This window comes from Phycisphaerae bacterium (assembly GCA_012729815.1).
GTDB lineage: Bacteria > Planctomycetota > Phycisphaerae > JAAYCJ01 > JAAYCJ01 > JAAYCJ01.
The window spans coordinates 34,170-47,360 of record JAAYCJ010000302.1; the positions used below are offsets into that span (position 1 = coordinate 34,170).

The following is a 13,191-nucleotide window of genomic DNA, read 5'->3' on the forward strand; positions in this document are numbered from 1 at the left end:
AGCCTGAATAAAAAGGAAGAGTCCGCCGGGGGCGGCGGACCCACAGGTTTCAGACGCGGCGGTCGGTGTAGAAGGGCATGATCGTTCCCGGCGGGTCGATGGCGACGACGGTTTCGCCTCGCCAGGTGACGGTGTAGTCGCGGCCGTTGACGTGCACCGGCTCGTCGGTTTCGGGCAGATCGTATTGCAGGGTCAGTTGATCGCCGGCGGCGAGGCGGCCCAGGTCCAGGTATGGACCGTCGGTGGCGACGGTTCGCGGCTTGCCGTCGATGGCGCAGCGGAGGGTTTCGATCCGCCACCACGAGCGCGGCAGGAGGCTCAGCGAGCAGTTGGTTTTGGCGGTGACGGTCAGTTGTCCCGCCGCCGGCTGGGCGTGATGGAGGGTCAGGGTCGGATCGTCGCGGTCCATCAGGATGTGCAGGCGGAGCTGGTCGCCGTCGCGGCGGCAGACGTTGGCCCAGATATCGTGCAGGGCCCGGACGCCCGCGGGCCCGCAGCAGTTCATCAGGCAGTAGTGCAGGTCGCAGTTGCCGATAAAGTCGTTCGGGCCGGCCCATCCGGCGAAACCGCCGCGGACCATGTCGGCCACGTTGTGGAAGCACGAAAGCTCGGTGTCCTCCCGCTCGACGGTGTTGCGGACCAGCCGGGTGTCCAGAAGCTGATTGGCCATGAGCTGATTGCGGGCGATCCGCTCGGCCTTCTCGTAGTACTCCAGGTGCCCCGCCTCGGCGAGGGCCAACGCGGAGTTGATCTGGTCCATGACCGCGCAGGTTTCGCAGCCCTCGTTGTCGTCGCCGTAGCGGCCGAGGAATTCGGGACTCCAGCCGAACGAGCTACAATGGTTGGCGGCAAACCAGTCGTAGGCCCGTTTGGCGAACGCGACGAGGTCGCTGCGGTTTTCGGCGACGCCCAGCGTGGCGATGCCCGCGATGGTGGCGAACCGCGAATGGGTGTGGCCGTCGAGGAGGCCCGATTCCCACTCCTGGCCCTCCTTGCCCGGGCAGTGCCACTCGCCGTCCGGGCGGAAGTAGGTGCTGTGGTCGACGATGTAGTTGGTCAGGCGGACGGCCATTTCGCGGGCCCGCTCGAGGCCGAGGCGCTTGGCGCATTCGATCAGCGGGTGGATCTGGGTGCCGCTGAAGTAGAACTGGTGCGGCATGGGCGGAGCGTCCTGGTCGACGACCAGTCCCGGCGTGAAGGTCGGACGGTCGTAGTAGCCGTAGCCGTCGCGTTTGACCATGACGCGGTAGAGGCCGTCGACCAGTTCCTGGAGTCGTCGCAGGACGGCGGGGTCGCGGGTATCCTCGTACCAGGTCAGCAGCGCCCACAACACGCGGGCCTGGTCGAACCCCTCAGCCACGTGGGCGTCATAGGGTTGGCGCAGGATGGTCGAGTAGTAGGGTTTGTCGGGTTTGGGCCGATAGCTGAGGCCGTCGCCCTCGTTGAAGTAGGAGATCAGGAGTTTGCGGACGGCGTTTTCGACCTCGCCTGGTTGGGCGAGGTTCAGCATCCGTCGGGCGAGGACAAAGGACTCGACGTAGCGTCCGGTCAGGTCGCCGAAGTCGGGCCAGTCGTGTCGGTTCTCGGCTGGGTCGCGTTTGAACATGGTGGAAAAGAAGGGCAGACAGCCGCGTCGCCGGTCCACGTTGTTGTTGAGGTAGTTCAGGCCGTGTTCGGCTCGCTGGCAGAGGGTGTCCATGCCGCAATGTCTCCGATAGGCGTCGGTTCGCGAAACTCACCGCCGGTAATTCACCGTCCGGTTACCGTGGGATTGTACGTGTGGCGCGGGTAAAAGCAAGCGAAGCCGCCGTACCATGCCGGCGGCTTCGGGTCCGTTGTTTCCTCACGTCAGGCGATTACTTGATGTCTTCCGGCAGACGGCGACGGGCGGCGAAGCTCTCGTAGGCTTCGTGGTAGTACTCGACCGTCTCTTCGCCCATCCGCCAGCAGAGGTAGACTTCGCGGTCCTGATAGATGGCGGGCCAGTCGACGGCGCCGGTCTGCCAGTCGCGGAGGCGACAGCCGACCTCGGTCAGTTCCTGGTTGAAGCACTGGAGCTGCTTGAGCAGGGCTTCGTACTGGCGTTTGATCTGCTTGCGCGGGCCGCGTTCGGTTTCGCGGTCGAGGACGGAATAGCGTTCTTCGAGGACTTTGGCCCGGCAGTAGAGGGCGAGGATGTCCTTGACCACCATCGAGACCAGGACCAGGGACCGGTTGGCCTCGTTGACGGAAAAGTACTTTGGCTTGCGTTTTCCTTCGCGCAGGCTTGAGAGCACCACGCTGTCGAACTCGCCCATTTTCGTCCCTTTCCCAGAAGATCGGCCTCTTGGGCTTGTCTTTCTATTTTTAGCTTAGCGTCAAGTACCTCTTAAGTCAACCCAGCCCGATTCAAGCCTCCTGGCGAGGGTTCGGGCCCGATGGTAAGTCACTCCATTATATGGGCTTTTGCGCGGCTGGTTGCCGGGACTTGATTCTTTTCATGAGGAACTGCCGTCGGTGGTGATCGGCCCAGACGGCGGCGATGATAATCAGTCCGATAATGATCCGTTGAATGAAGGGGGAGACGCCGGCGACGACGCAACCGTTGCGTAGGAATTTGATGATAAAGGCCCCTACCACCGAGCCAAGGATGGAGCCCTTACCGCCCATGAGGCTGCCCCCGCCGACGACGACGGCGGCGATGACCTCCAGTTCCATGCCGACCCCTTCGGACGGCTGTCCGGTATTTAAGCGCGAGGCGTACATGATTCCGGCCAGTCCGGTCAGCAATCCGGAAATAACATATACCAATGTCTTGACCCGACCGACGTTGACCCCGCAGAGACGGGCCGTCTGCTCGTTGGAACCGACGGCGTAGACGTGGGTTCCGAACACGGTATAGCGCAGGACGAAGGCGGCACCCAGGGCCACCGGCAGCAGGATGAACAGGGAGTATGGGATGTAGATGGCACTGGCGCCCAAGGGGATTTCGAGGACGGCGTTGCCGATCCGCGAGAACGCGCGCGGCAGATTGGTGACCGGCATGCCGTTGGCGGATTCGAGGGCCAGGCCGCGGACGATCTCCATCATGCCGAGGGTGACGATGAAGGGGGGCAGGTGGCCGCGGGTGATGATCAGGCCGTTGACCAGGCCGCAGACCGCCCCGGTGGCCAGTCCGGCGGTCAGGCCCAGGACCAGGCCGTAGCCCTCGGCCAGGACCATCGCGGCGTAGACGCCGGCCAGAGCCACCACGGAGCCGACGGAGAGGTCGATGCCGCCGCTGATGATGATGAAGGTCATTCCCACCGCGGCGACGGCGAGGACGGCGGTCTGACCGGCGACGTTGCCGAGGTTCAGGGCGGTCAGGAAGCGTTGCGGTTCGGCGATGCCGAAGACGGCGACGACCAGGAGCAGGACGAAGAGGGGTCCGGCCCGGTCGGAGGTCTCGAAGGCCAGCTCTTTGAGGCGTGCCGGCCAGTTGGTTGTCGGGGTTGGAAGCGGGGTATCAGCGGCTGTTCTCATGGTTCACCACTTAGGCAAGAGGGTCTGACGGTGATGGCGCAGGCGCGGCTGGTCGGTCCGGTTCTGTTAACGGTTGACAATCGGCGGCGTCGGCCAGGCCGGTGGCCAGGGCCATGACGCGGTCGGGGTCGATCCGATCGATGGGGAACTTTCGGCTGAGGCGTCCGCGGGCCATGACGTAGAGCGAGTCGCAGAGGCCCATCAGTTCGGGCAGATAGCTGGAGACGATGACGATGCCCTTGCCCTCGCGGGCGAGGGATTCGATGAGGCGGTAGATGTCGGCTTTGGCGCCGATGTCGATGCCGCGGGTCGGTTCGTCGAGCAGGAGGACGCGGCAGTCGGCGCCGAGCAGGCGGGCCAGGGCGACTTTCTGCTGATTGCCGCCGGAGAGCTGGTCGATCCGCTGATCGGGCGAGTGGGCTTTGACGTTGACCGCGGCGATGAGGGTGCGGGCCAGTTCGCGGCGTCGTCGCAGCGAGAGGACGCCCAGTCGGCTGACCTTTCGCGGGACGGCGAGGGCCAGGTTGTCGGCGATCGAGAGGCTTTGGGCGAGTCCCTCAGCCGCCCGGTCCTCGCTGAGCAGGCCGAGGCGGTGCCGGATCATGCGGTGCGGCGAGGGTGGCAGGACGGCGGCGCCGCAGACGGCGAGTTCATCCATCTTCGCGTCGTCTAGGCCGAAAACGGCCCGAAGGGTTTCGGTGCGTCCGGCCCCGACCAAGCCGGCGATCCCGACGATCTCGCCGGCCCGGACCTCGATCCGCGGGACGGTCAGGCCCTTTTGACCGCGAAGATTGCCGATGGTCAGGACCGGCTCGCCGATGTCGTGGCGGCGCGGCGGGTAGAGCTGGTCGATATCGCGGCCGACCATCATGCGGATGATCTGCTCAGCCGTCACCTCGGCCATGCGTCCGTGGCCGACCCGGCGGCCGTCGCGGAGGACGGTGTAGGCGTCGCCGATGCGGCCGAACTCCTCGAGGTGGTGCGAGATGTAGATGACGCCGACGCCGTCGTCGCGCAGGCTGCGGATGACGGCGAAGAGCTGCTCGGCCTCGTGTTCGGAGAGGGCGGCGGTCGGTTCGTCCATGACGATCAGGCGGGCGTCGAGGCTCAGGGCGCGGGCGATCTCGACGAGCTGGCGCGACGCGACGCCCAGATCGGACACCAGCGCATCCGGATCGATCACCGCTCCCAGGCGGGCGAAGATGTGGCGGCAGATTTGCCGCTGGCGGTCGGCCCGGACGATGCCGAACCGGGCGATCTGATGGCCGAGGAACACGTTGGCGTGGACGGGCAGGTGCGGGGCGAGGTTGAATTCCTGGTAGATCATCGCCACGCCCGCCCGCAGCGCCTCCTGCGGGCCAGCGGGCGCGAAGGGTTGGCCGCGGAAGGTCACGTGTCCGGCATCCGGCGCCACCACGCCGGTCAGCACCTTGACCAGCGTGCTCTTGCCCGCCCCGTTCTCGCCGGCCAGAACGTGGACCTGACCCGGCGCGACGAGCAGATCGACGCCGGCCAGGGCCGTGGTCGGGCCGAAGGACTTGTGGATGCCGTGCATTTCGAGCAGAGCGGCCGTCATGATCGCTGCTTCCGATTCCGCATCGGAAGCGATTGTAGAGGATCGGGGCGGTTTTTGGAAGGCCCCCGTCCAGCGGGAGAACGGCTGAAAAGGAAGACGCTGCGCCCTCCTAATGCATCAAGGCTCCGCCGGTGACGTTGATGGCCTGGCCGGTCAGGTAGTCGGCGTCGGCGGAGGCGAGGAACGCGGCGACGCCGGCGACGTCTTCCGGCGTGCAGAGCCGCCCGAGCGGAATCCGGCTGATGACGTAGTCCTTGACCTTGTCCACCGGCAGGTTGCGTTTGGCGGCGTATTGCGGCAGCATCTTGTTCCACAGCGGCGTGAATACGAAGCCGGGGCAGATCGCGTTGACGGTGATGCCGTACGGGGCGAATTCGAGGGCCAGGCTCTGGGTCAGGCCGATGACGCCGAATTTCGAGGCGCAGTACGCTTGGTACTGGCTGGCCCCCTGCTTGCCGGACTGCGAGCTGAGGTTGATGATCTTGCCGCGGCGGCGTTCGACCATGCCTTTCAGTACGGTCTGGCAGCAGAGGAAGGTTCCCTTGAGGTTGACCTGCAGATGGCGATCCCAGGTTGCCTCGTCGAGTTCGAGAAAGGGCACGATCTCGGAGACGCCGGCGTTGTTGACCAGCAGATCGACCGGGCCCAGCTTCGACTCGACGGCGGCGACCAGGGCTTCGACGGAGGCGCGATCGGCCACGTTCACGCCGACCGCCAGGGCGCGTGGGCCCAGTGCGTCGGCGGTCTGTCTGGCGGCGGCTGGGTCAAGGTCGGCGATCGCGACGGCGGCGCCTTCGCTCATCAGCCGTTCGGCGACGGCCCGGCCGATGCCGCGGGCCGCTCCGGTCACAATGGCGGTCTGTCCTTTGAGCCTCATGACTTGCCCTCCGGCATGATGAGGATTTTAAGTCCCCTGCCCTGCCGCATCAGTTCCAAGCCGTCGAAGAAGTCGTCGATGGCCAGGCGGTGAGTGACGATCTTGTCGCTGACCTGTCCGGCTTCGATCATCCTGACTGCCAGTTCGACGTGGTGCGGTGTGCTGTCGGACGCGCCGCTGACCATCAGCTCGCGGTAGTGGATCAGCCGAGAGTCGACGAGCATTTCCGAACCGCCCCTCGGCAGGCCGGCGAAGAGGTTGACCATGCCGCCCTTGCGGGCCATGGCGAAGGCCTGCTGCTGGGCTTCGATGGCCGGGGCGGTGGCGATGACGACGTCGGCGCCCGCGCCGCCGGTGAGTTCCATCACCCGCTCGACCGCGTCGCCGGCGGAGGCGTCGATCACCTCCAAGCCGAGTTGCCGGGCCAGGTCGATCCGCTCGGGCGAGCGCTGGGTTACGATCACCCGCGTCGCCCCGAAGGCCCTGGCGGTCTGGCTGTGCAGGGCGCCCAGCGGCCCGAAGCCGATCACCACCACGGTGTCGCCGAACCTGACGCCGGAGAGCAACTGGGCGTTGATCGCGCAGCTCAGCGGTTCGGCCAGGGCGGCGATATCGCCGACGGCGGGCGGGACTTTGACGGCGAAACCGCCCGCCACGCCGGCTGGGGGCACGGCGATGTACTCGGCGAACGCCCCGGGAAACTCGCGGCTGATCGGCGTGAGGTGTTCGCAGCGGTTGGTGTGGCCGCGGCGGCAGACCTCGCACCGCATGCACGAGATGCTGGTGGCCATGGTCACCCGGTCGCCCACGGCGAAGCCCTGCGTTCCCGCGCCCAGTTCGACGACCTTGCCGACGAACTCGTGGCCGATGATCTGGCCGGGTTTGACCCGGGGGTCGCCGCGAAGGAGCATCTTCAGGTCGGTCCCGCAGATCGCGCACGCCTCGACCTTCGCCAGCAGGCCGCCCGGCTCGGGTGTGGGCACGGCGACGTCCTGGAGGCGAAGGTCGCCCTTGTCGTAGTAGCGGATCGCTTTCATGGCACTCCCTGAATTGCGGAACAGAAATGAGCGCCGGTCCGGAGCGGCGGTTTCATCGCGCGGTCTCCTGAATGATCTCATCGATCGCCTTCTGGAGGTCCGCCGCGATTTTGCCGGCCAGCATTTCGGGATACGGGACGCTCCACTTTTCGCAGGCGGCGCGGGCGTCGCGGGAGAATTGGGCGAGCTGGCCGGGCAGGGCGCGGGCGATTGCGGGCGCATCGACGTGGCGCAGGTAGTCGAGCAGGATTTGGCCGCCGCCGTCGCGGTGGATTCTTCTGGCGACGATCGGCCACCAATCGGGCCCGATATCGCCACGAAGGGCCCGGAGGATCTCGAGGTGGGCCTGGAACAGTTCATGCTGGGCTGCGATCAGGTGGAATGGTCCGCGGCGGCGAAGGTACTTGGCGTGGATGTAGGCGTAGATCCAGTAGATCTCGACGGTCCAGACCAGCCGGTCGGGGCGGTAGGCAGGTTCGTTGGAGGCCGGCGGGGCCTGGAGGATGCCCGCCTTGTCGAAGATGACCTTGGCCGGCTCGACGCGGACCGGTTCGCGCGGGGCGGCGAGGAAGTTGATATCGTACTGGCTGAGGCGGCCGTCGGACTCGAAGAGGACGGCGTAGTTCTTGTAGGTATCGCAGTTGATCCGTTCGGGCCACCAGAGGATCGGCTGAACGCCCGCCTGTTCGAAGAGGCCGCGCAGGTCAGCGTCGAAGGCGGCGAATTCCTCGGCGCGGATCACGAGCATCGGGTCGACGTCCGACCAGCGGTCCTCATCGGACGTGCCCATCGAGCCGCTGGCGTAGGCGGCCAGGACCCGCGGATCCTTCTCGAAGACCCGCATCGTCCGCTCCAGGACCTGTCTCATGATCTCATTCATTCGTCGGTTTTCCTTGTTGAAAGAGCGGATATTCTAGCGGACGACCCGTGGGTCGGTAAACCGGTCCTGATGATCGGTGTTGGTGGTGGAGAACTCGGAGACCACCGCGCCGTCCGGGCCGGCTTGGAACCAGTGTGGCGTGTCGGGCAAGAGCGTGTACTGGCGGCCGGGCGTCAGTTCGATTTCGTGGAACATCGTCACGTGGTCGCGGATCGACTCGGGCACGGTTGCCTGGATGCTCGGCGTGGCCGGGCCGGGCACATAGAGGTAGACCTTGCCCCATCGGCAGCGGAACGTCTCCTCCTTGCCCGGTGCGCCGGCGACGGTCGGATGGCAGTGCTCGACGCACGTCTGGCCGGGAAACAGCACCAGCTCCTTGGCGCAGACCCGGTCGGTGTTGACGTAGACGAGAATCTCCAAGCCGACGTGCTCGAAGTCGTTCAGTTCAAAATCGAGAATTTCGATGCGCTGGGCCTCTTCGTCGGTGACGACGATGCCGGCTTGGGCGAAGTATTCGAGCGTCCGGCGGCGGGCCCGTTCGTGTTGTTCGGGAGTGAGCATGGCGATCAGTCCTTCTTTCCAAATCGGTACATGGTGGTGCCTTCGTAGGCGTCGCTGCCCATTTCGGCCAGATAATCCCGCGCCTGGGCGATAAAGTCCAGGCCGATCAATTCGTTCCAGGCGGCGATGATCTTTTGCGTGATCGGGCCGGTCGCGCCGTCGCCCAGGACGTTTCCGTTGACCTTGACGCACGGCATGAGGGTGAAGGCGGTCGAGGTGAAGAACGCCTCGTCGGCGGTGATCGCGTCGTAGGCGTTGAGGTTGGTCTCGCGGACCTCCAGGCCTATCCGGCGGGCCAGTTCGATGGTGTATTTGCGGCGGGTGCCGCGGAGGATGTTGCGCGGCTCGGGCGTGAGCACGCAGCCGTCCTTGACGATAAAGAAGTTCGAACCGGTACCTTCGGCGATGAAGCCATCCGGGTCCAGCAGCAGCGCCCAGGCCGTCTTGTCGGCCACCAGCGAGACCTCCAGGTTGGCCATCAGGTAGTGCATGCGGCTGCGGTTCTTGATCTTGGGCTCCAGCAGATCGGCGGGAATGGCCCGCTGCGACGGGATCACCGCGTGCACGCCCGTCTCGTACAGCGGGGCCAGCGGGGCGATCGTCCACTTGAACGGAAACACGCTGATGATCACGTTCGGCCCGGTCTTGCCGTCAAAGACGCGGGCGTACATCGAGAGCGGCCCGCGGGTCACGTCGATCATCACGCGGTGCTCGTCGTTGGGCGCGAAGGCGGAGGCGTTGGCCTCGATCGTCTCGTGCACCGCGGCGATCATCTCCTGCGGCGTCATCGCCAGCGGGACTTTGAGCATCCGGACGCCGGCGTAGAGCCGCTCGACGTGCTCCTCGAGCCGGAACTGCACGCGGCCAAACGACCGGGTCATTTCGAAGACCATGTCGCCGAACATCAGGGCCGAGTCGAAGATCGAGACCTTCGCCTCGCGCTCGGGCACGAATTCGCCGTTGAAGTACACCAATCGTTGATCGTTCATCAGTCCATCCTCAATCCGCCGTTGACCGCGATGTTGTCGCCGGTGATGTAGGCCGCGGCGTCCGAAGCCAGGAACAGCACAGCCCCCGCCACGTCGCGCGGCTGGCCCAGGCGGCCCAGGGCGGTCATCTTCGTGAGATTCTCCAGACTCTCTTTGGTCGAGAACCTATCGTGGATCGCGGTCAGGATCACGCCGGGCGAGACCGCGTTGACGGTGATTCCGTACGGGCCCAGTTCTTTGGCCAGGGCCTTGGTCAGCGTGTTGACGCCGCCTTTGGGCGTGGCGTAGGAGACGCCGCCGGGCCCGCCGCCGGAGCGGGCGGAGATCGAGGAGATGTTGACGATCCGGCCCCAGCCGTTTCGCTTCATGCCCCCGACCGCATGCTTGGCGCAGAGCATCGCGCTGGTCAGATTGAGCGCGATCGCCTTGTTCCACAGCGCCAGGTCCATGTCTTCGCAGGCGACCAGTTCGAGCTGCGTGCCCGCGTTGTTGACGAGGATGTCCACTCGGCTGGCCTTCTCGTCGATTTGGCGGAACATCGCTTCGATCCGCGCCGGCTCGGTCAGATCGGCCTGGACGGACCAGGCGCTGCCGCCGGCGGCGGCGATCCGCTGGACCACCTGGTCGGCCGCAGCGGCGCTGGCGTTGTAGTGCACGATCACCGTCGCCCCGTTCTGGGCAAGGGCGTCGGCAATCGCCGCGCCGATGCCCGTGCCCGCCCCGGTCACCAGGGCGGTCTTTCCCGTCAGATCGACGGTCAGTTTCGCTTGCGTCACGTGAATTCTCCTGTGCCGGCGTTTTGCATCCGGGCGGCGCGCCACTCGTCGAGTTGTCCGACGACGTGGTCGTGCATCCGCTTCTGGGCTTGTGGACGGTCGCCCCGTTCGATGGCGTGGTAGATGGCCCGGTGTTCGGCGACGCCCCTGGCGACGACGTCGAGCCCCTGGATCATCGGTTCTTGAGCCTTGCGACGGAACTGGGCGGCGATGAGCTGGCCGAAGACCTGCATGATCGGATTGCCGGTGGCCCGCAGCAGCGCCTGGTGGAAGAGCTGGTCGGCCTGTTCGGCCGCCCGCCAGTCCCCTTCCGATTTCTCCATCTGCTCGATGGCGTCCAGCATCCCGAGCAGGTCGCGGGCGCTGCGCCTGGCGGCGGCCATACCGGCGATCGAACTTTCGATGCTGGCCCGGGCCTCGACCATGTCCTGGAAGGTGTAGCCCTTCCGCTCCAGGTGCCAGGCGATCGGGTCGCCCAGCCGTTCGATCGAGGGGGCGGCCACGACGGTGCCGCCCTTTCGCTTGGTCACGATCAGCCCCTGCTGGCGCAGGACGCTGAGACCCTCTCGCAGACGGCGGATTCCCACCCCCAGCCGGTGCGAGAGCTCCTCGTGCGTGGGCAGTCGGTCGCCGGGGCCCAGGCCCTCCTGGTCGATCAACGCACGGAGCCGTTCGGCCAGTTGATCGCGACTGGCCGTTATCATGCCATCTTTAATACTTTTCATGACATGATAATCTACAGATCGAACGCGTCGGTGTCAATGGCTCATTATTCGGCAGCATTGAGTAATGATATACCTAAAAAGTAATTGCAAGCCATGACTGCCGGACGTTAATGCAGGCCGGCTACGCTATCTTTGCTTCACCGGTCTTGTTCAGAGGCTGTGAGGGCAGGGATGGGGCGGACGAAGCGAAGGCGATGTTCGTCTTGACGTTGGCAGCCCAAGAGGATGGCGGGTGAGCCCTATTCGACCCATTGCTCCGCCGGTTCGGCGATTTGCTTGGTGTCAAACTCGGGGAAATCCGCCACCATTTCGAACTGGCCGTTGACGATGCGATAGATGTTGCCGTAGGCGTCGATGTGGTAGAGGCGATTCTGAGGGTCCGGGACGAGGTCCCAGACGATGCCGCCGACCTGGGCGTCGAAGATCGCCTGGGCCTCCAGGGCATTGTCCTGGTACTCGCCGGCGGCGTCAAATTGCATGAGGCTGCTGCGGTTGACGCCGTCGGCGGTCTGGTCGGCGTTCCAGACGTATACCTGGCCGTCGGAGTTGACGGCCAGGCCCCCGGTCCTGTCCAGGCCGTGCTCCGGCTGCTCCACCACCATGGCGACAAAATTGCCGTTGGCGTCGAACTTGTGGACGCTGAACGGATCAGCCGCGTAGAGCGAGTCGTCCGGACCGATCGCCAGGAACTCGCCGATGATGACGCTGCCCTCATCGTAGTCGATGATCGCCGTTTCGTTGGCTCCGTCGGCGTCGTAGCGGTAGACGACCGTGTCCTCGACTCCGGCGGGGTAGTCCAGGCTCACGTACACGCGGCCCTGGGAGTCGACGGCGAAGTCCGTCGTCCAGAGGGCGCCGAGGCGGTCGAGGTCGTTCGGATCGAACACGGTGTTCTGAAACTCGCCCGCGGAGTCGTAGCGGACGGCGTAGTCGTTGCCGAAGATGAAGAAGCTGCCCGAAACGAAACGGATCTTGCTCGCGCCGGAAATCCGCTGGTCGTCGTTGGCGATGAACTGGACGAACGTCCCGTCGGACTGCCGCTTGAAGACTCCCTTCATCGCCGACAGCGCGTACAGCTCGCCGTCGGCGTCGAACGTCAGGCTGTAGGGGAATTCGGGCGGATAGGTGGCGGCGGCGTTGGGGTCGGCCGGCGCTGCGCCACAGCCGGCGAGAGCGCACAGCATCGCCGCGGTCAGAAACACCGGATAGGGTCTGCGAACCATGAAGAGCCTCCTGTATGGCTGTGCTGAACGACCGAACCGCAGCCTCGGGTCCGGAACCTCCTTCGCCGGTGTTGCGTCTGGCATCCGCGACCGCGTTGTTCCCCGATTTTTTGCCATTCTACCGGCGTTGCCGGACGGCTGCAACCTTTCCGTCGGAGTGCAACGCTGTCGCCTATCGTTGCCGGTCCTGGGGCGGAGTCCGGGATCGACCGTCTCCGTCTTAGCGGCCGCCCGAACCGTAGTCGGCGAAGATCGCGAGTTGACCGTCGTCAGTGATCTCGAAGACGTCGCCGTACAGGTCAATTACGTAGAGCCGGTCATTTGGTCCGACCACCAGGTCGGCTGCGTACTGATCAAGCCTTCCGTTGCCGATCGTTTCCGGCGAAAGCCTCATTTCGATGAAGCCGCCGGTCGAGTCGAACGTCAGCACTGACGAACCGATGTCGCCTCGAAGCCCGGACCCTTGGTCCCACACGTGGAGGTTGCCCGCGACGTCGACGGCCAGCCGCGCCGGAGACTCGCACCCCGACTGGCCGCTTTCCACCACCGTGGAGATGAAATTCCCATCGGGGCCGAAGCGTTCGATGGTGGTCCGCGTCGCCACGTACAGGTCGCCGTTGGCGGCCAGTTCCAGGCCAACCGCGCCCGGGGCGCCGGCCTCGCCGTCGCTGACGATCACCGTCTCGTTGAGCCCGTCCGCGTCGATCCGGTAGACAAGGCCACCGCTGCCTCTTCGGCTTTGTCGGCCGCGGTCGAAGGCGAAGTACACGCGGCCCTGGGCGTCGACGACCATGTCCTCGATCGCGCCGCCCCCGAGCCGTCGGAGGTCATTGGGGTCGATCAGTTCGGCGACGAACCCGCCATCGGCGTCGAAGAGCTGGATGGCCGGACTGCCGCTCGAATCCTGGCCGATGTAGTAGTGGCCGTTGACGAAGCGGATCCGGTCGACGCTAAAAAGGTGGTTATCGTAGCTGGAGATGAACATCTGGTACTCGCCGTTTTGCAGGCGGTACACGCCGCTCTTGGCGGTGGCGATGACGGGTGCG

Annotated in this window: 13 protein-coding genes; all 13 read right to left on the minus strand. The window is 65.5% G+C overall.

From position 1 onward, the window contains the following. Positions 1-49 precede the first annotated feature (49 nt). Positions 50-1,699: a hypothetical protein gene (locus tag GXY33_19885; protein ID NLX07407.1), complete on the minus strand. Its 1,650-nt coding sequence runs from the start codon at positions 1,697-1,699 to the stop codon at positions 50-52. Between the two features lie 157 nt (positions 1,700-1,856). Then, positions 1,857-2,297, minus strand: a complete 441-nt coding sequence (locus tag GXY33_19890; protein NLX07408.1) for a DUF2203 domain-containing protein — start codon at positions 2,295-2,297, stop codon at positions 1,857-1,859. A 136-nt stretch (positions 2,298-2,433) separates the two neighbouring features. Next, positions 2,434-3,501: an ABC transporter permease gene (locus tag GXY33_19895; protein ID NLX07409.1), complete on the minus strand. Its 1,068-nt coding sequence runs from the start codon at positions 3,499-3,501 to the stop codon at positions 2,434-2,436. Positions 3,502-3,511: 10 nt separating this feature from the next. After that, positions 3,512-5,077 (minus strand): sugar ABC transporter ATP-binding protein, encoded by a 1,566-nt coding sequence (locus GXY33_19900; protein ID NLX07410.1) that lies wholly within the window; start codon positions 5,075-5,077, stop codon positions 3,512-3,514. A gap of 109 nt (positions 5,078-5,186) precedes the next feature. Beyond that, positions 5,187-5,954, minus strand: coding sequence for an SDR family oxidoreductase (locus GXY33_19905; GenBank protein ID NLX07411.1), 768 nt, complete (start codon positions 5,952-5,954; stop codon positions 5,187-5,189). Continuing rightward, positions 5,951-6,991 carry an alcohol dehydrogenase catalytic domain-containing protein gene (locus tag GXY33_19910; protein NLX07412.1) on the minus strand — a complete coding sequence of 347 codons (1,041 nt, stop codon included), beginning with the start codon at positions 6,989-6,991 and terminating at the stop codon, positions 5,951-5,953. Before GXY33_19910 ends, GXY33_19905 begins: the two co-directional genes overlap by 4 nt. A 52-nt stretch (positions 6,992-7,043) precedes the next feature. Then, the gene (locus GXY33_19915; protein ID NLX07413.1) at positions 7,044-7,871 is read right to left on the minus strand and encodes a hypothetical protein; all 828 of its coding nucleotides are present in this window, start codon (positions 7,869-7,871) and stop codon (positions 7,044-7,046) included. Positions 7,872-7,904: 33 nt separating this feature from the next. Beyond that, a complete protein-coding gene (locus tag GXY33_19920) occupies positions 7,905-8,432 on the minus strand; it encodes a D-lyxose/D-mannose family sugar isomerase (protein NLX07414.1) in 528 nt (175 codons plus the stop codon). Between the two features lie 5 nt (positions 8,433-8,437). Then, positions 8,438-9,421, minus strand: a complete 984-nt coding sequence (locus tag GXY33_19925) for a branched-chain amino acid aminotransferase (protein NLX07415.1) — start codon at positions 9,419-9,421, stop codon at positions 8,438-8,440. Further along, positions 9,421-10,182: a 3-oxoacyl-ACP reductase FabG gene (locus GXY33_19930; GenBank protein NLX07416.1), complete on the minus strand. Its 762-nt coding sequence runs from the start codon at positions 10,180-10,182 to the stop codon at positions 9,421-9,423. The genes GXY33_19925 and GXY33_19930 overlap by 1 nt, the downstream gene beginning before the upstream one ends. Positions 10,183-10,193: 11 nt before the next feature. Continuing rightward, positions 10,194-10,901 (minus strand): FadR family transcriptional regulator, encoded by a 708-nt coding sequence (locus GXY33_19935; protein ID NLX07417.1) that lies wholly within the window; start codon positions 10,899-10,901, stop codon positions 10,194-10,196. Positions 10,902-11,161: 260 nt separating this feature from the next. Then, positions 11,162-12,145, minus strand: a complete 984-nt coding sequence (locus GXY33_19940; protein NLX07418.1) for a hypothetical protein — start codon at positions 12,143-12,145, stop codon at positions 11,162-11,164. 220 nt (positions 12,146-12,365) lie between these two features. Then, positions 12,366-13,191, minus strand: an 826-nt coding sequence (locus GXY33_19945; GenBank protein NLX07419.1) for a hypothetical protein, incomplete at its 5' end; no start/stop codon positions are given.